The 25,070-nt window shown below is 29.9% G+C and carries 27 protein-coding genes; 3 read left to right on the top strand and 24 right to left on the bottom strand.

The genetic code is table 11. The features are described from left to right. Positions 1–56 precede the first annotated feature (56 nt). On the bottom strand, positions 57–1,151 hold the full coding sequence (gene dprA, locus ACI48Q_RS05460; protein WP_474918033.1) for a DNA-processing protein DprA: 1,095 nt from the start codon (positions 1,149–1,151) through the stop codon (positions 57–59). A gap of 25 nt (positions 1,152–1,176) precedes the next feature. Then, positions 1,177–2,694, bottom strand: a complete 1,518-nt coding sequence (locus ACI48Q_RS05455; protein WP_474918032.1) for a YifB family Mg chelatase-like AAA ATPase — start codon at positions 2,692–2,694, stop codon at positions 1,177–1,179. A 129-nt stretch (positions 2,695–2,823) separates the two neighbouring features. Here ACI48Q_RS05455 and ACI48Q_RS05450 point away from each other — a divergent pair, with 129 nt between their 5' ends. Next, positions 2,824–3,198, top strand: a complete 375-nt coding sequence (locus tag ACI48Q_RS05450; protein WP_474918031.1) for a YraN family protein — start codon at positions 2,824–2,826, stop codon at positions 3,196–3,198. 57 nt (positions 3,199–3,255) lie between these two features. On the opposite strand, the gene ACI48Q_RS05445 is transcribed toward ACI48Q_RS05450, so the two are convergent. The 19 genes from ACI48Q_RS05445 to pta form a co-directional block, all read right to left on the bottom strand. After that, the gene (locus ACI48Q_RS05445; RefSeq protein ID WP_474918030.1) at positions 3,256–4,089 is read right to left on the bottom strand and encodes a ribonuclease HII; all 834 of its coding nucleotides are present in this window, start codon (positions 4,087–4,089) and stop codon (positions 3,256–3,258) included. Continuing rightward, a complete protein-coding gene (ylqF, locus tag ACI48Q_RS05440; RefSeq protein ID WP_474918029.1) occupies positions 4,055–4,930 on the bottom strand; it encodes a ribosome biogenesis GTPase YlqF in 876 nt (291 codons plus the stop codon). The genes ACI48Q_RS05445 and ylqF overlap by 35 nt, the downstream gene beginning before the upstream one ends. A 74-nt stretch (positions 4,931–5,004) precedes the next feature. Continuing rightward, entirely contained in the window at positions 5,005–5,349 is a 345-nt protein-coding gene (rplS, locus tag ACI48Q_RS05435; RefSeq protein WP_474918028.1) for a 50S ribosomal protein L19, read from the bottom strand. A gap of 111 nt (positions 5,350–5,460) precedes the next feature. Beyond that, a complete protein-coding gene (trmD, locus tag ACI48Q_RS05430) occupies positions 5,461–6,186 on the bottom strand; it encodes a tRNA (guanosine(37)-N1)-methyltransferase TrmD (protein ID WP_474918027.1) in 726 nt (241 codons plus the stop codon). Continuing rightward, positions 6,186–6,683, bottom strand: coding sequence for a ribosome maturation factor RimM (rimM, locus tag ACI48Q_RS05425; RefSeq protein WP_474918026.1), 498 nt, complete (start codon positions 6,681–6,683; stop codon positions 6,186–6,188). Before rimM ends, trmD begins: the two co-directional genes overlap by 1 nt. 105 nt (positions 6,684–6,788) lie before the next feature. Next, positions 6,789–7,016: a KH domain-containing protein gene (locus tag ACI48Q_RS05420; protein ID WP_474918025.1), complete on the bottom strand. Its 228-nt coding sequence runs from the start codon at positions 7,014–7,016 to the stop codon at positions 6,789–6,791. 29 nt (positions 7,017–7,045) lie between these two features. Then, positions 7,046–7,288, bottom strand: a complete 243-nt coding sequence (gene rpsP, locus ACI48Q_RS05415) for a 30S ribosomal protein S16 (RefSeq protein ID WP_474918024.1) — start codon at positions 7,286–7,288, stop codon at positions 7,046–7,048. A gap of 42 nt (positions 7,289–7,330) precedes the next feature. After that, positions 7,331–8,680, bottom strand: coding sequence for a signal recognition particle protein (gene ffh, locus ACI48Q_RS05410; RefSeq protein WP_474918023.1), 1,350 nt, complete (start codon positions 8,678–8,680; stop codon positions 7,331–7,333). 11 nt (positions 8,681–8,691) lie between these two features. Beyond that, the gene (locus ACI48Q_RS05405) at positions 8,692–9,039 is read right to left on the bottom strand and encodes a putative DNA-binding protein (protein WP_474918022.1); all 348 of its coding nucleotides are present in this window, start codon (positions 9,037–9,039) and stop codon (positions 8,692–8,694) included. A gap of 70 nt (positions 9,040–9,109) precedes the next feature. Further along, the gene (gene ftsY / locus ACI48Q_RS05400; RefSeq protein WP_474918021.1) at positions 9,110–10,021 is read right to left on the bottom strand and encodes a signal recognition particle-docking protein FtsY; all 912 of its coding nucleotides are present in this window, start codon (positions 10,019–10,021) and stop codon (positions 9,110–9,112) included. A 17-nt stretch (positions 10,022–10,038) separates the two neighbouring features. Then, positions 10,039–13,593, bottom strand: a complete 3,555-nt coding sequence (gene smc, locus ACI48Q_RS05395; RefSeq protein WP_474918020.1) for a chromosome segregation protein SMC — start codon at positions 13,591–13,593, stop codon at positions 10,039–10,041. A 194-nt stretch (positions 13,594–13,787) separates the two neighbouring features. Continuing rightward, a complete protein-coding gene (locus tag ACI48Q_RS05390) occupies positions 13,788–14,852 on the bottom strand; it encodes an elongator complex protein 3 (RefSeq protein ID WP_474918019.1) in 1,065 nt (354 codons plus the stop codon). Further along, the gene (rnc, locus tag ACI48Q_RS05385; RefSeq protein WP_474918018.1) at positions 14,845–15,543 is read right to left on the bottom strand and encodes a ribonuclease III; all 699 of its coding nucleotides are present in this window, start codon (positions 15,541–15,543) and stop codon (positions 14,845–14,847) included. The genes ACI48Q_RS05390 and rnc overlap by 8 nt, the downstream gene beginning before the upstream one ends. 133 nt (positions 15,544–15,676) lie before the next feature. Next, the gene (gene acpP, locus ACI48Q_RS05380) at positions 15,677–15,907 is read right to left on the bottom strand and encodes an acyl carrier protein (protein ID WP_474918017.1); all 231 of its coding nucleotides are present in this window, start codon (positions 15,905–15,907) and stop codon (positions 15,677–15,679) included. Between the two features lie 127 nt (positions 15,908–16,034). Then, the gene (plsX, locus tag ACI48Q_RS05375; protein WP_474918016.1) at positions 16,035–17,036 is read right to left on the bottom strand and encodes a phosphate acyltransferase PlsX; all 1,002 of its coding nucleotides are present in this window, start codon (positions 17,034–17,036) and stop codon (positions 16,035–16,037) included. Between the two features lie 187 nt (positions 17,037–17,223). Next, positions 17,224–17,406 (bottom strand): 50S ribosomal protein L32, encoded by a 183-nt coding sequence (gene rpmF / locus ACI48Q_RS05370; protein WP_474918015.1) that lies wholly within the window; start codon positions 17,404–17,406, stop codon positions 17,224–17,226. 12 nt (positions 17,407–17,418) lie between these two features. Beyond that, positions 17,419–17,910 (bottom strand): YceD family protein, encoded by a 492-nt coding sequence (locus ACI48Q_RS05365; protein ID WP_474918014.1) that lies wholly within the window; start codon positions 17,908–17,910, stop codon positions 17,419–17,421. Between the two features lie 255 nt (positions 17,911–18,165). Next, positions 18,166–19,362: an acetate/propionate family kinase gene (locus ACI48Q_RS05360; RefSeq protein ID WP_474918013.1), complete on the bottom strand. Its 1,197-nt coding sequence runs from the start codon at positions 19,360–19,362 to the stop codon at positions 18,166–18,168. Positions 19,363–19,459: 97 nt separating this feature from the next. Then, the gene (gene pta / locus ACI48Q_RS05355; RefSeq protein ID WP_474918012.1) at positions 19,460–20,464 is read right to left on the bottom strand and encodes a phosphate acetyltransferase; all 1,005 of its coding nucleotides are present in this window, start codon (positions 20,462–20,464) and stop codon (positions 19,460–19,462) included. Between the two features lie 240 nt (positions 20,465–20,704). Here pta and ACI48Q_RS05350 point away from each other — a divergent pair, with 240 nt between their 5' ends. Beyond that, positions 20,705–21,928, top strand: coding sequence for a nucleotidyltransferase (locus ACI48Q_RS05350; RefSeq protein WP_474918011.1), 1,224 nt, complete (start codon positions 20,705–20,707; stop codon positions 21,926–21,928). A gap of 347 nt (positions 21,929–22,275) precedes the next feature. Continuing rightward, positions 22,276–23,472, top strand: coding sequence for a sporulation integral membrane protein YlbJ (ylbJ, locus tag ACI48Q_RS05345; protein WP_474918010.1), 1,197 nt, complete (start codon positions 22,276–22,278; stop codon positions 23,470–23,472). Here ylbJ and ACI48Q_RS05340 read toward each other — a convergent pair. Genes ACI48Q_RS05340 through rsmD form a run of 3 tightly spaced genes read right to left on the bottom strand, consistent with a single transcriptional unit; the run spans position 23,455 to position 25,064 of the window. Beyond that, entirely contained in the window at positions 23,455–24,009 is a 555-nt protein-coding gene (locus ACI48Q_RS05340) for an ATP synthase subunit B family protein (RefSeq protein WP_474918009.1), read from the bottom strand. The two genes, ylbJ and ACI48Q_RS05340, sit on opposite strands and share 18 nt — an antisense overlap. Next, positions 24,010–24,504, bottom strand: a complete 495-nt coding sequence (gene coaD / locus ACI48Q_RS05335) for a pantetheine-phosphate adenylyltransferase (protein WP_474918008.1) — start codon at positions 24,502–24,504, stop codon at positions 24,010–24,012. 2 nt (positions 24,505–24,506) lie between these two features. Further along, positions 24,507–25,064 carry a 16S rRNA (guanine(966)-N(2))-methyltransferase RsmD gene (rsmD, locus tag ACI48Q_RS05330; protein WP_474918007.1) on the bottom strand — a complete coding sequence of 186 codons (558 nt, stop codon included), beginning with the start codon at positions 25,062–25,064 and terminating at the stop codon, positions 24,507–24,509. Between the last annotated feature and the right edge of the window lie 6 nt (positions 25,065–25,070).

The raw sequence follows: 25,070 nt of genomic DNA, 5'->3' as shown, positions 1-25,070 counted from the left end.
AACCTAAATGTATTGCTTTTATAAATTTAAAAACATCTCTATTTTTATAGTATATGTTATAATTTCTTATTAACTCTAACATAAAAATTTCCATTTAAGCATATAATATGTTCTTGTACTTGCAACTCAAATAATAACTTATATAATTGATTAATGTCAATATTAGTTACTTTAATTATGTCATTTATATGTATAGGATTTTCATCTATAAGGTTACATAACTCCTCATGTATCTTCGTATTGAAATTATTTTTTATATTTTTATTAATTTCTTGTTTATTTATAATATTTATACTTAATAAACTCAAAATATCTTCTATTTCTGTAAAAACATGTGCCCCATCTCTTATAAGTTTATTTGTTCCTTTACTTTCACTAGAAAAAACACTTCCCGGAACCACCATTACGTCCTTTCCTTGTTCTAAGGCTGAATTGGCAGTTATTAATGTACCACTTTTTTCTCCCCCTTCTACTATTAATACTAAATCACTAATTCCACTAATAATCCGGTTTCTCATTGGAAAATTTCTACTTAAGGGCTTCATACCCATAGTAAATTCACTGATTATACATCCATCTTTCATCAATATTTCTTCATAAATAGATTTGTTCTCTTTTGGATATATTTCATCTATACCACATCCTAGTATTCCTGAGGTATACATTCCTACTTCTAATGCTCTTTTATGTGCTATACCGTCTATACCTTTAGCTAATCCACTTATAATATTTACATTATATAATGCCAAATTCCCCACAATCATATTTGTAACATCTGTTCCATATCTTGTGCATCTTCTTGAACCTACTACAGCTAAATTTATATTTTTATTTAATTTATTTAAATTTCCTTTATAAAATAATCCATAAGGTGAATCTTCTATTAATTTTAATTTATGTGGATAATTCTCATCACTAAATGTTATAAATTTTATGTTTTCTTTCCACATCTGTTCCATTATTAAATTTATTTTATCAATATTATAAGCATACTTTAATTTTTCCATCAGAGGATCTGTATGGATTTTATTGCTCATAACATATTGGAAGAGAGGTTCAATTCCATTGAATTCTTTAGTTAATTTAAACTTATTTTTATTAGATATTTCGCTTAAAGTCATCCAAATATTTAATATTTCACTTTTTTTCATTTTATTCTATACCATAAATCCTTTATTAAACTATATTGGCTCCTATGTACTTTCTATATTCAAGTGCTTCTATTAAATGTTCCTCACCTATGTTATTGCTACCTTCTAAATCAGCAATAGTCCTAGCCAGTTTTATGAGTTTAATATACACTCTTGTACTTAATCCATATTGCCTATATGCAAATTCCAATATTTTGCTACATTTTTTATCTAATGCACAATATTTTTCTATATGTTGTTTTGACATTTCGCTGTTATAATTTATATCTTCATTCTCAAACCTTTTTCTTTGAATAGCTCTAGAATTTAATATTCTATCCTTCATAGCTTTAGAACTCTTTCCATTTCCACTTCCCACTATTTGGTCGTAAGGTACAGAGCTTACACCTATGAACATATCCACTCTATCTAAAATCGGCCCTGATAATTTTGATAAATACCTATTAATATCATATTCATTACATCTACACCTCTTCGTTTTACTACCATGATAACCACAAGGACATGGGTTTAAGGCGCCTACGAATAAAAAATTTGCTGGATATGTAACTGTTCCATACACCCTCGATAGCTTTACTTGCTTTTGCTCTAACGGTTGTCTCAACACTTGTAATGCCTTGCTATTGAACTCTAAGAGCTCATCTAAAAATAATACACCTCTATGAGCCAATGATACTTCTCCTACAACGGGATTTCGTCCTCCTCCTATTAGTGCAATATTAGTTATGGTATGATGTGGATTTCTAAATGGTCTGCCCTTTAAATCCTGCTCTTCATCACTAGTGCCACTCACACTGTGAATTTGACTTATCTCTAAATACTCCTTATAGCTAAGAGGTGGCATAATTGTAGTTATTCTTTCCGCTAACATTGTCTTACCGGCCCCAGGATCTCCATATAGAATTATATTATGATTTCCACTTACTGCAACCTCTAGTCCCCTTTTAGCAGCCTCTTGTCCTATGACATCTTGAAAATCTATATCTTGAACTTCTTCTTCTATTAAGCACGTTTTTTTATACGGATACATATCCTTATATAATAAAAAATCTTTTAACTCTTTTAAACTATCAACAGGAAATATATTTGCTTCTTCAATCAATGCCCCTTCAGCTCTGTTATCCATAGGTATTATAAAATCAAATATTTTATTCTTAACCCCTTCAATGACTATTGGAAGCACCCCTTTAACTCTTTTAATTTTCCCATTTAATGAAAGTTCTCCAACAAAAATATACTTTTCACTGTCTTCACACCTGATCTGATTCGTCGCTACTAATATACCTACTGCTATTGCTAAATCAAAATGAGAGCCCTCTTTTTTTATATGAGCTGGTGCTAAGTTTATAGTTATTCTACTCACAGGAAATTCAAAATCCGAATTAATAATTGCTGCTCTAACTCTATCCTTCGATTCTTTCACGGCTGTATCACCTAGTCCTACTATATTAAAACTAGGTAATCCATAACATATATCTATTTCTACATTTACCATAATACCATCTACGCCTAAAATACTAGCACATTTTATTTCTATTGCCATAAATATTCACCACACTATAGTTTTATTAAAATATTATTGACAATAATATAGCTAATAAACACATTTTATTTTAAATACTATATTTTTACAAGAAATCATTTAAATCCAAGCTTAAGGAGAGGAAATATAATGAAAAAATTAAATAAACAAATTGGTTACTATGGTGAACAACTCTGTGAAAATTATTTAATATCAATAGGTTATAACATTCTTTGCAGAAACTTTAGCTGCAAAGTTGGAGAAATAGATATAATTGCTAGAGATAAAAACTTTATCTGCTTTATTGAAGTTAAAACTAGATATAATAATATCTATGGTGTTCCATGTGAAAGTGTAATAGGGGCAAAAGAATATAAAATATTTAGAGTTGCCCAATATTATATAAATAAATATAACCTACATAAAAACTACTTTAGATTTGATGTAGCTGAAGTTTGCTTAAATCATCATAATGATGATTGTAAAATCAATATTATAAAAGATGCATTTCGATTCACATATTAAATTAACCTCTGTAAAATAGGGAAAGACTATGCATTTTATTTAATGCATAGCCTCTTTCTATTTATTTAATATATTAGTCAAAAAAGTTTTTCTATGTATACTACAGATTCCATGGTCTATAATTCCTGCTAAATGCTCTTTAGTGCCATATCCTACATTATTTTCAAACCCATAATAAGAATATTCTTCAGCATAATTTTCCATAATCTTATCTCTGTATACTTTAGCTAATATAGATGCGCATGCTATGGATGCACTTTTGGTATCACCCTTTATTACAGCCTTATTTTCTATATTAAAATCCTTTATTAAATATCCATCCGATAAAACAATTTCGGGCTTAATTTTTAGTCCATTTGCTGCTCTTCTAAATACCTCATGATTGCAAAATCCTATACCTTTTTCATCAATCTCTTTATTACCTATTTCTTCTATATTATAGGCAATAGCTTTCGCTTTAATTTTCTCTGACAGTTCTTCTCTCAAATGCTTTGATAATTTTTTCGAATCATTTATATATAATATAAATTCATCGTCAGAATCTAAAATTACAGATGCTGATACGATAGGACCAGCCAATGGCCCTCTGCCTACCTCATCTACTCCTGCTACTATTTTATAACCATAGCTTTTATCAAAGTCATATAACTCTTTAACTCTACTTCTTTCCTTTATATACCCCTCTATCTGCTTTCTTATAGATAGTCCTAATGTTTTTACATTTTTTCTACTATCATTACAAAGCATATCTGACACCTGGCTATAACTTTCAAGATTTTCACTAATTATATTTTCCTCTTTGAATTTCTCTACCTTAGTTTTAATATCATTATACTTTAAACTATCAATTTTATCACTAAAGCTCCAGTTTTCCATCTTCTTTTTTATCATTAGGACCCTCTAAAGATATAGCTCCTAATTTTCCCCCTCTAAATTCATCTAATAGCATTACAGCTACTCTATTATAATCTATATTTCCACCAGATATTATAGCCCCTCTTTTTTTACCTATATTGTCCATATTATCCAAGGGATTTTCTAATATCTCCTTTAACTTATACCTCTCCTGTAATCTATCAGGGTGACTATGTTGAAGTCTTTCTATGAGCTTTAATGCTAAGTCCTCTATATCCATGATTTCATCCTTTATAGCCCCCGTAAAGGCTAAATTTAACCCTACTGTCTCATCTTCAAATTTAGGCCATAACACCCCAGGTGTATCCATTAGTTCTATCCCTATCTTAGTTTTTATCCATTGCTTACTCTTAGTTACGCCTGGTCTATCCCCTGTTTTAGCAATATTATTTTTTGCCATCTTATTTATAAATGTAGATTTTCCTACATTAGGTATACCAACAACCATAACTCTAGTAATAATATTAACTACACCCTTTGCCTTTAATTTATCATGTTTGGGTTTAAGCATTCCTTCTAGTGTGGGCTTTATCTTATTTAACCCTGCTCCTGTCAAACAATTTACAGATAAAACCTTAGTGGTTTCATCACTTAAGGCTTTAGTCCACTGTCTAGTAATACCTTCATCACTCAAATCACTTTTATTAAATAATATTATTCTAGGCTTATCCTTACATATTTTTTCTATTTCAGGATTTGAACTAGAATATGCTATTCTTGCATCTCTTATCTCTATTACTGCATCTACTAATTTTAAATTTTCTTGTATCTCTCTTCTTGTTTTGGCCATATGCCCTGGAAACCAGTTTATACTCATTTTTTCTCACTCCTAGAATTTCTAGTTTTATACATATTATATAATAAAAAAAGGGACTTAATAGCCCCATTTCCTTAGATTAACTCTTTAACTTTAGCTCTCTTACCTACTCTGTCTCTTAAGTAGAATAATTTAGCTCTTCTTACTTTACCTCTTCTTATTACTTCAACTTTCTCTATAACTGGTGCGTTAACTGGGAAAGTTTTTTCAACTCCAACACCTGAAGCAAATCTTCTAACTGTGAAAGTCTCTCTTACTCCACCATTTTGTCTTTTAATTACAGTTCCTTCAAAAACTTGAATTCTCTCTTTAGTTCCTTCTGTAATTCTGATGTGAACTTTTACAGTATCTCCAACATTGAATTGTGGTAAATCATTTCTTAATTGTTCAGCTTCAATAGCTTTTATTATATCTAACATTGTGCATTCCCTCCTAAAATTTAATCGACGTTCATAACCACATCTTGTGGCAGAGGACCGCCCGTACTAGCACAAACCTCATTTTATCATATCACCTATTATTATGCAATATTATTTATTATTTTTATAATAGGTTTCTAATAGTTTCTTATCTTCTTTAGTTAATTCTATATTTTTATATAAGTCTGGTCTTCTATTTTTAGTTACTATCAATGATTGTAATCTTCTCCATTTTCTAATATTCTCATGATGTCCAGAAACTAGTATATCTGGGACAGTTTCTCCATTATAAGAAAAGGGTCTTGTATATTGTGGATGTTCCAATAATCCATTATAAAATGATTCCTCTTCAAAACTCTCATCACAAGATAAAACCCCAGGTATGAGTCTACATACGCTGTCTACTATTGGAATGCAAGCCATCTCCCCACCAGTTAATACAAAGTCTCCTAAAGATATTTCCATATCTATGTACTTATATGCTCTTTCATCTATGCCTTCATAATGACCACATAAAAATATCAAATTTTCTTCTTTTGATAATTCTTCACACATACTTTGATTAAAGGTCTCTCCTTTAGGTCCTAGAAATATTACCTTACCATTATTTACAGCTTTTATATCTTTTATACAATCTACTATAGGAGGTGCCATCATTACCATTCCAGCTCCTCCCCCATAAGGATAATCATCTATTTGCTTATGCTTATTATTGGAATAATCCCTTATATTTGTAGCATTAATAGACAGTATTTTTTTCTTTTGAGCTCTTCCTATAATGCTATGATTGAATATACCAAACATCTCTGGAAACAGTGTTAATATATCTATTCTCATTATTCCGACCATTGACTCACTGGTCTTATAATTATCTTTCTACTCTCAACATCTACACTTGTCACTATATCTTTTAACGCTGGTATAAGAATTTCTTTTACGCCTTCTCCTTTTACCCAATACACATCATTGCTTCCAGTCTCTAGAACGTCATAAACTGGTCCTATTTCATTTCCTTTTGTATCGTAGACTGTACATTGAATTAAATCAGCTATATAATAACTGTCTTCTTCTAATTGTTTAGCATTTTCCCTTGAAACCTCTAGATATTTATTTCTTAATCTTTCAGCGTCTTCCACACTATCTACACCTTGTATTTTAAGTATAGCTCTATCTGTTTGTAATTTTACAGAAGTTATTTCTCTCTCTATACCATCAATATAAACTTTATGTAATTCTTTAAACCTTTCTAAACTATCAGTTAAAGATATAACCTTTACCTCTCCTCTTACTCCATGAGGTTTAGAAATTTGTCCAACATTTAAAAATTCTCTCATATTATAACTATCTCCTCACTAGAAATTCATTATACATACTATTATAAACAGTGAATGTATTTTTAAACTTATTATATCAAAATAAGAGTTAGGAAATCCTAACTCTTATATTATCTCTACAACAACTCTTTTATTTTCTTTAATAGCCGCTGCTTTAACAACAGTTCTAATAGACTTAGCTATTCTTCCCTGTTTTCCAATTACTTTACCCATATCTTCTTGAGCAACCTTTAATTCTAAAATTATAGAATGCTCTCCAGTAATTTCATTTACTTGAACAGAATCAGGATTATCAACTAATGACTTAGCAATAATTTCAAGTAATTCTTTCATGGCATATGCCTCCAATCAATAAAACTTTCCTATTTTATTCCTGCATTGTTGAAAAGTCTCTTAACTGTATCTGTAGGTTGCGCACCATTTTTTATCCAATTAGCTGCTTTCTCTGCATCGATTTTAACAGTAACTGGCTCTGTAGTTGGGTTATAGTATCCAATTTCCTCAACGAATCTTCCGTCTCTTGGAGATCTTGAATCTGCTACAACTATTCTGTAGAAAGGAGCTTTTTTAGCACCCATTCTTCTTAATCTTATTTTAACTGCCATTAAATTTCACCTCCTTCAAAGGATTATGTTAATTTATATAAACTAGAAAGGTAATTTTCCAAGTAGTCCTTTTTTACCAAATTTGTTCATACCCTTCATTTGTTTCATCATTTTTTTCATCATCTCAAAATCTTTTAATACCTTATTTACAGATTGAATAGTCGTTCCTGAGCCTTTTGCTATTCTTTTTTTTCTTGAAGGTGAAGAAGAAATTAAGTTGGGATTTTTTCTTTCTTTTGCTGTCATTGACTTAATTATAGCCTCTATTTTCCCCATTTCTTTTTCACTTTGAGATAAATCTACTCCCTTTAATTCCTTAGAATTCACACCAGGCATCATTTCCATAATTTTTCCTAAGGGCCCAAGGTTCTTCATTTGATTTAAAGATTCTAAGAAATCCTCAAAGTTAAACTCTTGATTAAGCATTTTAGCTCCAAGTTCTTGAGCTTTCTTTTCATCTATAGCTGATTGTGCCTTTTCAATTAATGAAAGCACATCCCCCATTCCAAGTATTCTTGATGCCATTCTCTCTGGATGGAATGTCTCTAAATCTGTCATTTTCTCTCCAACACCAGCAAATTTTATAGGCTTCTCAGTTATAGCCTTTATAGAGAGAGCCGCTCCTCCTCTGGTATCGCCATCTAACTTTGTTAATATAACACCAGTAATATCAATGTTATTATTAAAGGTTTCTGCTACATTAACAGCATCTTGACCTGTCATGGAATCTACTACTAAAAGAATCTCTGAAGGCTTTACCTCTGCTTTTATATCTTTTAGTTCACCCATAAGTTCTTCATCTATATGAAGTCTTCCTGCGGTATCTATTATTACTATATTATAATTATTCTCTTTAGCATTTTCCATAGCTGCTTTTGCGATATTCACTGGACTATTTTTATCGCCCATGGTGAATACTGGTACATCAATAGATTTTCCAACAACTTGTAATTGCTTTATTGCTGCTGGTCTATAAATATCACAAGCAACTAATAATGGTTTTTTATTACTTTTTCTAAAGCTTAATGCAAGTTTTCCAGCCATGGTAGTTTTACCTGCTCCTTGAAGTCCAACTAACATTATAACTGTTATTCCATTGTGTATAAATTCTATTTTTTTCTCTGTAGTTCCCATTAGTGAAGTTAATTCATCATTAACTATTTTTACTACTTGTTGTCCTGGAGTTAAACTCTCCATTACTTCTTTACCTAGACATTTTTCACTAACTGATTTCACAAAATCCTTAACTACTTTGTAGTTAACGTCAGCCTCTAAGAGAGCAAGTTTTACTTCTCTCATAGCTTCCTTAATATCTTTCTCTGAAAGTTTACCCTTACCTTTAAGCTTTTTCATAGTTTCTTGTAATTTAGACGCTAATCCTTCAAAAGCCATGACAAAACCTCCTACATACTCTTTCTTATGTCCTCAATGACACCTTCAATAAATTTTATGTGTTTTGAGTCCTCTGTGCTACTAATAAATTCATTCAATTTGTTAATGATTTTTGTTTTAGAGTTTTCCATAGTCAAAGTTTTCTCCATTAATTGAAGCTTTTCTTCATATTCCATAAGAAGATTATGACATCTTTTAATTACATCGTGTATAGCCTGCCTACTCGTATTATTATTTTCTGATATCTCAGAAAGGGATAAGTCCTTATTAAAATATAAGTCCATAATATCTCTCTGTTTATCAGTCAGCAGCACACCATAAAAATCTAGTAAGAGTGATACTTCTACTCTTTTTTCCATATAACCACCTAACTCACAAAGACTATATTAACAAATGAATACTATGCTGTCAAGTATTTTTACTTAACAGCTAAAATAATGCTTCCACAAATTCTCTAGTATTGAATTCTTGAAGGTCATCAATACCTTCTCCTACACCGATATATTTAACTGGAATATTTAAGCTCTGCTTAATAGATATAACTATTCCACCTTTAGCTGTTCCATCTAACTTGGTTAATATTATACCATCAATAGAACAAACCTCCATAAACTGCTTAGCTTGAATTACAGCATTTTGTCCTGTTGTTGCATCTAATACTAATAAAGTTTCTTTATGTCCTTCACTAAATTCTCTATCTATAACTCTATTTATTTTCCCAAGCTCATCCATTAAATTTTTCTTATTATGAAGTCTTCCTGCAGTATCACAAATTAGTACATCTACTTTTCTTGCTTTAGCCGCTTGAATTGCATCAAATACCACTGCCGCAGGATCTGAACCTTCTTGATGTCTAATTAAATCTACTCCAGCTCTTTTACTCCATACCTCTAATTGATCTATAGCTGCTGCCCTAAAGGTATCCCCAGCAGCTAAAAGCACTTTGTAATTGTTATTTTTAATCCTAGATGCTATCTTACCTATAGATGTAGTTTTTCCAACACCATTTACTCCAATTATTAATTTAATCTGAGGAGTTTTTTCAGTAATTATAGAGTTGTCCTCTTCTCCTAACATCTCCATAATAACCTTCTTCATACAAGGTAATATTTCATTAGGATCTTTTATTCTATCATCTAATACCCTTTTCTTAACTCTCTCAATTATCTCAACTGATGTTTCTACCCCAATATCGCTAGTGATTAAGATTTCCTCCAATTCTTCATATAAATCCTCATCTATAGTAACAGCTAAGTTTAACACCTGTACTACTGCAGTATTAATACTATCTCTAGTCTTTGTTAGTCCTTGTTTAAGCTTTTCAAAAAAACCTCCAAACATATCTACTTCACCCTTTCTTATTTTGTAAAATCTATAGAAACTACCTTAGATACTCCCTTTTCTTCCATGGTTACCCCATAAATCATATCACTTGCTTCCATAGTTCCCTTTCTATGAGTTATAACTATAAATTGAATGTTTTCAGAGAATTTTTTCAAAAATTCTCCATATCTAATTACATTAACATCATCTAATGCAGCTTCAATTTCATCCAAAATACAGAACGGAGTGGGCTTCATTTTTAGTATAGAAAAAAGCAATGCTATTGCTGACAATACCTTCTCTCCACCAGACATAAGATTTATATTCTGCAATTTTTTCCCTGGCGGTTCTACATTAATATCAATCTTAGCTGAAAGCTCATCTTCTCCTTGAAGAATTAAATCTGCACGTCCTCCCTTGAATAACTCTTTAAAGGTCTCATTGAAATTAATTCTGAGTTTTTCAAAATTCTCCTTAAACATTTTCCTCATTTTTTGTGTCATTTCATCTATTACCAAACTCAGTTCTTCTTTTGATTTTACCAAATCTTCACGCTGATTATTCATAAAAACAAATTTTTCTTTTACCTCTTTAAATTCTTCAATAGCACCAACATTAACAATTCCTAGAGAAGATATTTGTGATTTTAATATGGATACATCTTCCTTTAAAGCTTTAACATCCTGTGTTTCTTCTTTAAAATCTAAAGCTTCCGCAAAAGTTAAATTATATTCCTCATTTAACTTTTCAAGGAATCCCTCTTCCTCTGTCTGTATTTTAGCTAAAACTACTTCTTGCTTATGAATATCCTTATCTAGCTTCTCTGTCTGTAAGTTAATGTCTTCAATCTGAGCCATAATTACAGGAATTTTTTCTTTCATCTTTAATCTATAAATTTCTGTATCTTTAAATACTAATTCTAATTCATCTATAGAATTGGTAATACTAAAAATATTCCTTTGATTTTCCTGCTTCTTTATTATATAACTCTGCTCTGTCTCTAAAGTTGAGTTTAATTCATCCAAGCTATTCTTTAATTTTTCTTCATTAATTCTAATTTGAGATTTTACTCTCTCCACTTCATTGCAATGATTATTAATCATTTCATCAATTTTCGCTTTGTTAACTCTAAATACTGTTAAATTCTCTTTTAAATCTTCAACGCTTCTATTTTTGTCACTTGCACTAGAGTTAATTTCTAAATATTCATTTTCATATAGGTTTATTTCATTATCTATTGCAATTAAACTTTCCTCTTTATTCTTTAACTCTTCTTTAAAAGTTCTCAACTTATGCTCTTCTATCTTTAACTCATCAATAGCTTTTTGCATATTACTTTTTAATTTTATAGCTTCTTCTGAAAGGGTTTTAATTTTTTCCTTAACTTTTGTTATCTCTATATTTTCAAAGTGAATCTCATCTCGTAAGTTTAAGTTCTTTTCATCTAATTCTTTTATATCATTACTTAAACTTCTAATATCCACATTTAATTTTTCTATAATCTTATTATTTTCTTGAATTTTAATCCTTAATTCCTCAATTTCTCTTTTTCTACCCATGATATTAGCATTTTTTGAATAACTTCCTCCAGTTAATGCTCCACCTGGATTAATAACTTCACCTTCTAATGTAACAATTCTATATTTATATCCACTAATTTTTGCAATACATAATCCATTATCCATGTTATTACATACTAATGTTCTTCCAAGAGCATTATCTACTACTCCCTTAAACATAGAATTATATTTTACTAATTCACTAGCTATGCCAATGTAGCCTTTTATATCTTTTATAGAATCCTCAACTTCCAATACTCGACCTTTAACTATAGTCATTGGCAAAAATGTAGCTCTACCAAGATTATATGTTTTTAATCGATTAATTAAATCTTTAGCTATATTTTCATTGGTAGTTACTATATGCGATATACTTCCGCCCAATGCAATTTCTATAGCTGTTTCGAACTCTTTATCAACCTTTATAACTTCTCCTAATACAAAACAATCCTTATTAATCTTATATAATTTCTCATTGGATATGTGCTGCATTAGATTCTTTACAGATTTGTTATACCCCTCATATGTATTTTCTAAATTTATAAGGGCATTCAATCTAGCCTGCGTATTACTTTGTTTTATACTTAAATCCTTCTGATTCTTTTCTTTCATAGTAAATGAATGTTTTAAACTATTAATACCTTTTTTATTTCCACTGATCTCTTCTTCATAAAAACTAATTTTACTTTCGATATTTTTTCCTTCATCTTCAAGCAATACCTTAGTGCTATTGTTTATAGTCAAAGAATTTTTATGACCTTGTACATCAAGAATTAAATTTTCTATAACATTGCTAGTTACATCAATATTATTTTTTAACAAATAAATATTGTTAACAGTTTTATTTTTAACCTCCTGATGTTTTTGCTTCAAATTCTCTAGTTCTTTTAATTTTTCATTAAATCCTTCTATACTGAATAAGCTTTCCTTTATTTTTTCATCTATAATTTTTATATCTTCGCTTAATCTTAACTGGTCCTCTTTTAACAATTGAATCTTATTTTTAAAGTCTAAAAGTTTTTTTTCTTCCGTTTGTATTTCATTTTGTATATTATTTATTAAATTATCTAATCTCTCCATAGCATTTCTTGAAGAGTTTATTTTTTCATCTAATAGTTGCATCTCTGATACAATACTTTGATGTTTCTCTTTATTCTCATAATAAAGAGCTCTTTTTTCTTCATATCTTCTATTAAATTCCTCTAAATCATTATTTCTTTTATTTAACTCTACCTTTAAATCACTTTTATTATTATTTAATTCTATAATTTCATTTTTAATTTTCTCCATATATACTGTTATATTTTCTACATACCTTTTAGTATTATCTATAGAATCAATAATAATATTAATTTCCTTTTTCTTTACATCTTCAGAAAGAGTCAAAAATCGTTTAGCTTTTTCACTTTCATTTTTAAGCGGTTCTAATCTTTCTTCATAAGTGGATATAATGTCATCTATTCTAATTAAATTTTGTTCTGTATTTTCTAATTTTTTTTCTGCTTCTTCTTTTCTAGTTTTATATTTAACTATTCCTGCGGCCTCTTCTAAGAGTTTTCTTCTATCATCAGATTTACCACTTAAAATAGCGTCAATTTTTCCTTGTCCAATAATAGAATATCCTTCTTTACCTATGCCTGTATCCATAAATAATGCTTGTACATCTTTTAATCTACAAGAAGTATTATTTATAAGATAATCACTTTCTCCTGAGCGATATAATCGTCTAGATATAGTTACATCCGAGTATTCTATGTCTAATTCGCTATTTAAGTTATCAAGAGTGAGAGAAACTTGAGCAAGACCTACAGGTTTTCTATACTGAGTGCCTGCAAAAATTACATCTTCCATTTTATCTCCTCTTAAATTTCTAACACTCTGCTCTCCTAAAACCCATCTAACCGCATCAGAAATATTACTTTTTCCACTACCATTAGGTCCAACTACTGCTGTTACCCCATTTTTGAAGTTAAGTTCTGTCTTATCAGCAAAAGATTTAAAACCCCTTATTTCAATAGATTTTAAGAACATTTATTCACTCTCCTAAATTCTTAAGACACAATTAGTGGAATTACTATGCCTAGAACAAAAACTCCACACATTAATAATATTATTATCTTACTTATCTTCTCTCTTTTTTTCTTGTTCATTCTCATAAAATCACCTCTAGATATTTTGTTATACATAGTTTATAGTATTTACTTTAAAATTTCAAATTTTATTTACTAGAAATTTTCTTTCATATATTTTTTTTGCGAAATTACCTTTTTCTCTACATTGTCATAAAATCCTAAGGACCCTCTTGGAATATCTTCACTTTGAACTACTTTCATGGAATTACACTTTAATTTGTCTAGCATATTATTAAAATAATATTTCTTATTTGCATATAACTTAGATATGTCTTTAGGATTAACTAATATTATCTTATCCATATGATTACCACATAAGTAGTATTTAGTAATCATATCTGAAAAAATACTACTCTCTACAAGTTCTCTAAAAGAAGGGTGAAAAGGTCCATCAATTATATCTCCATCATAGCTTATCTCTTCAGTTGGTTGAAGACCTATTCTAATTACCTTGATATCATTACTCTCTAGCATAGCATAAATCTTTTTAGATATGTCTACTGCATCATGTAAAGTATAAGGTTTATATTCACCATTATTAAGTAACTTTTCCATAGGTGTATTTTTTATTACTAGAGAGGGGTATATTCGACAAATGCTAGGTTTCATAGCTATTATTTTTTTTGTGGTATCTATATCTTTTTGGAAATTATCTCCTGGGAGGCCAAGCATTATCTGATGCCCCAATGTAAACTCAAATTTTTTAATTAACTCCGATGCCATTCTGACATCCTCTACGCTATGACCTCTACCAGATTTAATTAACACTTCATCATCTAAGGATTGAACTCCAAGTTCTATTATATCTACTCCATGCTTTTTTAAATTTGTTAATATTTCTTCATCAATATAATCAGGTCTAGTAGATAATCTTATATGATTTATTCTTCCACGATCCTTATATTCTTTAGCTATTTTTAATAGTTCTTTTTGCTTATTTATATTAATTGCAGTAAATGTTCCTCCAAAAAAGGATACCTCAATTACTGAATTATTTCCATCCATAGTCTTCAAGTATTCTTCTATGGTAGTTCTTACAAACTCTCCATCTATTTTAAAGCAGCTTCCTGTAATACTATCTTGATTACAAAATACACAGGTGTGAGGACATCCTTCGTGAGGGACAAAAATCGGTATTATATAATGAGCTTTATTCAATAATATCACCTCTGCTAATTAAAACTTCTTTCGCTGCCTTTTGTTCTGCATCTTTCTTGCTATAGCCTACTCCACTACCCATAGATTTTCCATTTATTAATATCTCAACATAAAATTCTCTTCTATGAGGTGGCCCTTCAAATTTAAGAAGGTTATAGCAAATATTTACCTCTCCATCTTTTTGAAGTATTTCCTGCAATTTAGTTTTATAATCTAAAATAATTTTATTATCTATAGCTTTTTTTATTATGAATTCAAAATTACTTAATATAAACTCTCTTATAACTTCAATTCCTCTATCCAGGTAGATTGCTGCGATTATAGCTTCTACTGCATCAGCTAAAATAGAAACTCTAGTCCTACCTCCTGTTAATTCTTCTCCTTTACTCATATATATATATTTCCCTAAATTCCATTTTTTAGCTACTTCAAATAATGAATTCTCACATACAATCAAAGCCCTTATTTTGGTTAAATATCCTTCACTCTCATTCTTATTATTTGAAAATAGATATTCAGATATAACTAGCTCCAGCACAGTATCCCCAAGAAACTCTAATCTCTCATTAAATCTAATATTTCTCTCATTGGCATATGAGCTGTGAGTTATAGCTATTTGTAACAATTCTAAGTTATTTATTTCAACATTTAAGTTTTTCTTAATTTCTAAAGTATTTTTTAAAATTCTCATCTTTGTACTCCTCTTCAGAAGCTTATTCTTCAATTTATTCTTATGTTTTTATCTTTAGCTTAATACTTATTTATATAATAAATTCAAGAATAAACCTAAAAATAAGGTTCCGCATTTTATACGGAACCTATTACTAATCTTCTACTCTTGCTTTTATGTATTCCACTACATCTCCTACAGTAGATATCTTTTCAGCATCTTCATCTGGTATTTCCATATCAAATTCTTCTTCCAAAGCCATAATTAGCTCAACTATATCTAGTGAATCTGCCCCTAAATCATCTACAAAGCACGATTCCATAGTTATCTCATCTTCATCAATACTTAATTGTTCAGCTATTTTTTGTCTTATTTTTTCAAACATTTTTATTCATCCTCCTAAAAATAAACATTTAATACTCTATTAATATAATAGCATATTGTAAATTTATCAACTATATTTTTAATAATACTTTATTATAATATACTGCACTTATTCATTTTTATTCATTTTATTCATAAATATTTTCTCTTTCAAATACATTTTTCATTTTTTTCAGTACTTCATTATCATAAGATATTTTTGCTTGCTTTATAGCATTCTTTAAGGCCTTAGCATCTGAACTACCATGTGCTTTAATACATATACCATTCACCCCTAAAAATGCTGCTCCACCGTACTCCTTATAATCATAATGTTTTTTAAATCTAGTGAATACTGGCTTTAATAGAATTCCTCCAAGTTTTGACCTCGTAGATCCCATTATTTCTTCCTTTAATTCACTAAAAATAGTAGCTGCAACACCTTCATACATCTTTAGCACAGTATTTCCAACAAACCCATCACAAACAAGTACATTTACTTCTCCTTTAGGTATGTCTCTAGGTTCTATATTTCCAATAAAATTTATTGGCTCCTCTTTTAAAAGTTTATGAGCTTCTTTTGTTAACTCATTTCCCTTTTCCTCTTCTGCTCCTATATTGATAAGACCTACTGATGGGTTTGGTATTCCCAAAACATTTTCAAAATATACTTTTCCCATATTAGCAAATTGAGTCAAATAATGAGGTTTACAATCTGCATTAGCCCCTACATCAATTATCATAAAAGGACCATTCTTACCTGGCATTACAGGGGCCAATGCAGGTCTATCTATACCTTTTATTCTCTTTACTATAAGTGTACATCCAGCTAAAAATGCTCCTGTACTTCCTGCAGATATAATTGCATCTACCTCCCCATCCTTAACTAAATTTAAAGCCTTTACTAGTGAGGAATTTTTTTTAGATTTTAATGCTTTAACTGGAGATTCGTTTAAAGTTATAACCTCAGTGGCATTAACTATTGTAATTTTTCCTTTATTATATTCATATTTGCTTAATTCTTGAGTTATAACATCTTCCGGACCAGTAATAACTATATCTATATTATATTCTTTCTGGGCTAATATACAACCCTCTACTATAGCTTGTGGTGAATTATCTCCACCCATTCCATCAACTACAACTTTCATATGTTACCTCTCACTTTTCTACTGTGTCTTAGTCTAATAATTATATATTTTACAATTAAGCTAGTTTATTAACTTATAAGTATAACTTAAATTTTGTAAAACTACTTTTCTGTAATTAAATACATTATAATATATTTACTATATATAATTCTACAAAAATAAAAAGAAAGTCTAACGACTTTCTTTATTATTTCTCAGTTGAAACAACTTCTCTATTTTTGTAGTAACCACAGTTTTTGCAAACTCTATGAGCAAGTTTCATTTCATGGCACTGAGGGCATTCAACTATTCCTGGTAACCCAAGTTTGAATGTTTGAGCTCTTCTTGAGTCTCTTCTTGCTTTTGAAAATTTTCTAGCAGGATTTCCCATTATTACACCTCCTTATGAGTTAGAAAACAAATTTTTTAGCTTTTCCAGTCTAGGGTCTACATCAAAATCATCACAAGAACATTGTCCATAATTTAAATCTTTTCCACAATACTGGCATAAGCCTTTACATTCTTCATTACAAAGCCTTTTTATTGGCAATTCGATGATGATGCTGTTTTCAATAATTTCATAAATATCTATATTATCCTTATTTATTGAGATAATTTCATCCTCATCATTGGTAGATAACTGCTCTTCAATGTGTATATTTAAATCCTTAACAAAAGATTCTAAACATCTGGAACAATTTAAAACTACCTGGGTAGTTACTTCTCCAATAAGTTCGAATATATCGTCTCTACGACGTAAAATTCCATCAAACTTAATAGGTTTAGATAAGGTTATTGTTTCACTACCATCATAAAAATTATCTTTTTCAATCTCTATATTGATATTTTTCTTGGTAAATTTTTTCGTTTTTAAATCAGAAATATCTATAATCATGGTAAACGCTCTAAAAGAACACAATCATGTCCTTTCTCATACAAAAATTACTTTTTTTGTATATAATGCAAAATATGCATAGCTTGAGCAAAGCTCCAACGTCCCTCCTTAAGTTGATTTGATGTACTATATTCAAACACAAATTATTATATAAAGTATATCCATAAAAGTCAAGTTTAATTTATTATAGATATTATTTATATGGATCGCTGGAGCAGTTTATAATTTATATAAATAATAATTTAATAAATTATACTACTTTGTAGTTAATTCTTTAGTGTCTCTAGCAATTACTAACTCTTCATTAGTTGGTATTACAAATACTTTAACTTTAGAGTTATCTTTACTTACTTCTACAGCTTTTCCTCTTACATTGTTTTTATCACTATCTACTTCTATTCCTAAGAATTCTAAGCCTTTGCAGATTTCTTCCCTTGTAGCTGCTGCATTTTCTCCAAGACCAGCTGTGAATACAACTGCATCTACTCCGCCCATAGATGCTGCATATGCACCTATCATTTGTCTAACCTTATAGTTATAAACCTCTAACGCAAGTGTTGCTCTTTCATTTCCTTCATTAGCAGCATTCTCAATGTCTCTAAAATCACTACTTACTCCTGATAATCCTAAAACACCTGATTTTTTGTTCATTAAGTCGTTAACTTCATCAGCAGACATATTTTCTTGCTTCATTAAGAAAGTAACTATAGCTGGATCTATATTCCCGCATCTAGTTCCCATTACTATACCTTCAAGTGGAGTGAATCCCATACTTGTATCTACAGATACTCCATTTTTAACAGCTGCCAAACTAGCTCCATTTCCTAGGTGACAAGTAATAATTTTAATATCTTTTATATCTTTACCCATCATTTTTGCACATTCAGCAGATACGAATCTATGAGATGTTCCATGGAATCCATATTTTCTTATACCATGCTTAGTGTACAATTCATATGGTAATGCATACATATATGCTTCTTTTGGCATTGTTTGATGGAAAGCAGTATCAAATACAGCTACCATTGGAGTTGTTGGCATTAAACTCTTACAAGCATTGATTCCTATTATATTTGCTGGATTATGAAGTGGTGCAAGTTTTACACATTCTTCTAATTGAGCCATAACTACATCAGTTATTACTACTGATGTAGCATATTTCTCTCCACCGTGAACAACTCTGTGTCCTACTGCAGATATTTCATCCATTGAAGCTATTACTCCATGGTTTTTATCTACCAATGCACCTAAAACTAATTTTATTGCATCTTTATGATCATTCATTGGCTCTTGTATTATGTATTTATCTTTCCCTGGAACTTTTTGAGTTAGTATAGAGCCCTCAATTCCTATTCTTTCAACTAATCCTTGTGCTAATGATTCTTCATTCTCCATGTTTATCAATTGATACTTTAATGAAGAACTTCCACAGTTGATAACTAATATTTTCATAGCTTTTCCTCCTAATTGTGATAAAATATATTCTATATTAGATTAACCTATGTTAATAATTAAATCAATAATTAAAGTAATTTAAAGATAATTTAAACTATTTAACGCTGTTTTGAGCTTGAACTGCAGTTATCGCTACTACATTAACTATATCTTCAACACTACAGCCTCTAGATAAATCATTTATTGGTTTCGCAAATCCTTGACATACTGGTCCTATGGCCTCTGCTCCTGCAAATCTTTGAACTAATTTATATCCAATATTTCCTGCTTGTAAATCTGGAAATATTAACACATTAGCTTGACCTGCCACCTTACTGTTTGGTGCTTTTAAACTAGCAACTTTATCTACTATGGCTGCATCTAACTGTAATTCTCCATCAATTTGAAGGTCTGGTCTTTCATTCTTAGCTATTTCAGCTGCTTTAACTACCTTATCTACATTTTCATGCTTAGCACTTCCCATTGTAGAGAAAGAAAGCATTGCAACCTTTGGTTCCATTCCACATAGTACCTTTGCATTTTCAGCAGTACTTATTGCTATTGATGAAAGTTCTTCTGCAGTTGGATTTGGGTTAACTGCACAATCCCCAAATAATAAGACACCATTGTCTCCATAAGGACTATTTGGTACTTCCATTACAAAGAAACTAGATACAACCTTTGTTCCTGGTGCTGTTTTAATTATTTGAAGTCCTGGACGTAATAAGTCTCCAGTACTGTGTATAGCTCCTGATACCAATCCGTCTGCATGATCTAATTTAACCATCATTGTTCCAAAATATAATGGATCTTTCACTGTAGCTAATGCTTTTTCTTCTGTGATACCTTTGCTTTTTCTTAGTTCATAAAAACCTTTAGCATATTCTTCTGTTTTTAGTGAAGTTGCTGGATCAATTATTTCTATACCTTCAATATTTACACCAAATTTTGTGGCATTTTCTTTAATTGCTTGTAAACTTCCTATTAAAATAACTTCTGCAAGCTTGTTCTTATGAATTATCTCTGCAGCTTTTATATTCCTCTCCTCTTCCCCCTCTGGAAGAACAATTTTTTTTAGCTCTCCTTGAGCTAATTTCCATACTTTTTCTGTAAAACTCATATTGTATTACTCCTTTCAGTAAAAACTACTAAATATCCCCTATTTACTATACCCCTTTTTACCTATATTTTTCAACCTCTATCAGTGAATTTCTTATGTATTTTACATTTAAGTTTAGTCTTATTCTATTAATTAATGTACTAATAAAATATATTATTTGATATAATTCTAATATGAAAATTCTTTTTAAGATTATTTTCTCTGAATTAAATTTAATATATTAAATGATGGAGTGATTTTATGAAAATTTCTGGTATTGTGGTTGAATATAACCCATTGCACAATGGTCATACTTACCATATTAATAAAACTAAGGAACTTACTAATTGTGATGGTCTAATTGCAATAATGAGTGGTAACTTTAATCAACGTGGAATTCCATCTGTTATAGATAAGTGGAACAAAACCTCCATGGCTCTTAATAGTGGTGTTGATTTAGTATTAGAACTCCCTGTTATATACAGTCTATCTTCTGCAGAATTTTTTTCTTTTGGTGCAATAAGCCTTCTACATAACCTTGGGGTCGTGGATTCTATCTGCTTTGGAAGCGAGCTGGGAGATATTTCCACATTATCAACTATTTCAAAAGTATTAATTGAAGAACCATTAGAATTTAAAAATGGACTAAAAAGCTTCTTAGATCTTGGCATTCCTTTTCCTAAAGCTCGTTCCTTAGCCCTCTTAGATTATTTAAATCTTAATAATTTAAATGCAACTAATCACATAGATCACATCCTTAGTTCTTCTAATAATATATTAGGTATGGAGTATATTAAAAGCTTAACTAAGCTAAATAGCTCTATAGTACCCTATACCATAAAACGCGAAGGCGCATCTTATAATAGCAATTCTTTAAATAATGTATTTTCTAGTGCTACAGCTATAAGGAACTTTTTAAAAGCTTCTGTCACCTTAAAAGATTTAATTAATCATGTGCCAGAAGATGTTTTTACAATTCTAAATGAACTAAGAAGTAAAAACTATAACTTTACTTTTGATTATATGATGTTTCCTTATATAAAATATTTAAATTCTATTTCTTCATCAGATAGTTTAAGCAATATTCCTGATGCAAACGAAGGACTTTATAATAAAATTAGGAAAAATTTATTTCTTTATTCAAACTATGATGATGTGATAGCTGCAACTAAAAGTAAACGATATACTTACACCCGTATAAGTAGAATATTGTGTCAATACTTTGTGGGATTTCATAATTATAATACTTTAGAATTAAGAAGGTCGACCTGTCCTTATGCACGAGTTCTTGGCTTTAATTCTACTGGAATAAAAATACTAAAATCTATGAAAGCTAATAGTAACATTCCTATATATACAAAATTCCCAAAAGAACTTAATGAATCTTTAGCCTTAGATCTTAAATCTACCCAAGCGTATAGCATAATTAATCCCTCTATAAACTATAACGATGACTATTTAATTAGTCCTATAAATAAATTATGAAGTAATTTATTTAGGTAAAGGCAACCGTAGGTTGCAGGTAAGGCGTTCGCTTCGCTCACAGGTGAAGGTGGCTTTTGCATAGGCAAAAGCAGTTATATTGCGACTTTGTCGCTTTAAGATATAAAATCAGCTTTGATGATTTCCCACCTTTCCTGCAACCTCCGGTTGCTCCTTACCTGTCACAAAGTGACGTCTTACCACGAACGTAGTGAGTATTTACCTATGCCTACGGCACCTTTACCTAAAATAAAGTGTTTCACATTTTATTTAAATTATAGAACTTTAATATCATAACTCTCCCATCTCATAAATATATTTTAATATATCACTTTAAAGGACTGTGAAAATTGAAATATTTATTTATATTAGTACTTGCATCAATTTTTTTCTTAATCTATTGCCTATCAAAAGAGTTTTCTAGAAAATTTATTATTAATATAATATTCACTTTAGGTTTTTCTATAATGATTTTATATATTATTTTAAATCCTAAGCAGTGTATTAACTTTACTATAACCGGAACAAAACTATTTTTTTATTCTGTATTCCCATCATTGTTCCCATTTTTAGTAATAATAAACCTCATATTAGTATTTGGGGGTATAGAGATTTACTCTAAACTTTTAGGGACCATAATTTGTAAACCTCTTGGTCTTCCTAAACAATGTAGTGTAGTAATATTAGCTAGTGTATTTTGTGGATATCCTTTAGGGGCCAAATACTCTTGTGAATTATATGAAAGAAATCTTATTGATAAGTGTACCTTCCAAAGATTATTAAATATAGCTAGTAATGGGAGTCCTTTATTTATAATTGGTACAGTTGGCACTGCTATGTTACAAAACTCTAATTTTGGTTATATATTGCTAGCTGCAAATATACTTTCGTGCATAGCTATGGGAATTATACTTCCTAGAAAAAAATTCAAATATGATTATATGTCTAAATTAGGCAATAGATCTAATATCAATAATCTTAATTTAGGAATCGCCTTAAAGAATGCTTTGGAAGAAGCTGTGAAAACTTGCATATCTATCGGAAGCTTTGTAATTATATTTTCAGTACTAATAAACATAATAAAAAGCAGTGAAATATATTCCACTGCTATATATCATATATGTAATAAATTATCTATGCCCACTAGTGCTATAGACGGTACTATTCTAGGGATAATTGAAGTTACAAATGGCTGCAATATACTATCCTCTACCCAACTTTCAAGCAGTTGGAAGTTAATACTATGTAGCTTTTTAATCGGCTTTGGTGGATTATCTATAAACTCTCAGGTATATTCCTTTATATATAAATATAAAATTTCTATGAAAAAATATATATCTCTGAAGTTTTTTCAAGGAATAATCAATTCTATTATAACTTTTGGATTAATTCAACTACCTATATTAGGTATTTACCAAGAGACTTTTACTTCTACCAAATTATCAAGCTTTAACATACCTAATATCTATTTATTTGTAACCTTAATTTTTATTTTAGTTTTACCCATTCTTCTAAAGAATATAAAAAAATTATTTTCCATCTCCTAAATCTTTCATGTTATCTCTTACCATTATAGTTGTGGAAGATATGTGCTTATAAATTCTTACGAGCATGTCTTCCATTTCATTTTGAATGCTTTTCAAACTCTCTTCTCCAACTAAGTCAATATTCTTTTGTAAATTACTTAAAGTTTTGTCTGTATAGTTCATTACTCCAAATTTCACTTCTTTTGCATACTTAGCTGCATCAACTTTAATTTGTTTGGCTTCAATATTGGCATTTTCAATAATCTCCTGAGCTGCTGCCTTTGCTGAAACTAAAACTTCTGATTTTTCATACTCATCTTGAGCTTTTCTTCTCGCATTCTCAATAACTTGTTCTCCATCTCTTTTAGCTTCATTTAATATAGATTCCTTTTTTCTTATTATGTTTTTTGCTTCTTCTAATTCATCTGGTAATAATCTTCTTATTTCACCTAAGGTTTTCAAAGTTTCTTTTTTATTTATAGATACTTTTCCAACTAAATTCTTAGAAGACATTTCTATACTCTGCTCAAGATAATCAATTAATTCAAGAACTTTCACCTATAACTCCCCCTTAAAAAGTCTAGCTCGATCTCTTATTTCCTCTTCTAATTCCTTAGGTACTAACCCATCTAAACATCCTTTAAATAAGGCTACCTGTTTTATAGCTGTGGAACTCAAATAGGAGTATTTGGAATTTGTCATCATAAACATAGTTTCTTTAGTCTTGTCTAGCTTTTTATTCATTAAAGCCATCTGAAATTCATAATCAAAGTCTGACATAGATCTTAATCCTTTTACTAATACATCAATACCCTGATCATCCATAAAATCCACTAGAAGTCCTGTGAAGCTTTTTACTTTAATATTATCAAAAGTGGAAATGACTCTTTCTATTTGAGCTACTCTTTCTTCTACTTCAAACCACCCTTTCTTATTAGGATTTATTAGCACCGCTACAATAACTTCATCAAATACATAGGAACATCTTTTGATTATATCTAGATGTCCATTCGTAATAGGATCAAAGCTTCCTGGATAAACTGCTCTTATCATTTTTAATTCTCCTTATATTCATAGAAGCACACAGTGGTATTTCCATATTTTCTTTTGTTAATAAGTCCAATCTCCTCATTACCATCATAGATTTCTTCTGACGAATCTATCTTAGTTATAATAAGACCATCTTCTTTGAGAAGTTTATGTTTCACAATAAGATCTATAGATGGTTGAATCATTTCTTTAGCATAGGGAGGGTCAATGAATATCAAATTGAACACCTTCCCAATTCTGCCAAATTCCTCTAAATAATTGTAGCAATCTCCTTTATGACAAGTACACTTCTCTTCAAATTTCAAATTAATCACATTTTGTTTTAAGTAATTAAAAGTAATGTCACCTTTATCAATTAGATGGCATTCCTTCGCTCCTCTACTTACGGCTTCTAAACCCAAACTTCCTGTCCCTGCAAACTGGTCAAGAACTATAGCATCTCTAGTTCTATTTTGTATTATATTAAAGATTGATTCCTTAATTCTATCTAAAGTTGGTCTAGTTCCCATACCTTCTGGAGATAATATTTTTCTTCCTCTAGCTACTCCTGCAATTACTCTCATGGTGGT

Source organism: Clostridium sp. LXY-7, assembly GCF_056172015.1.
This window is presented reverse-complemented; position numbering and strand designations above follow the sequence as displayed.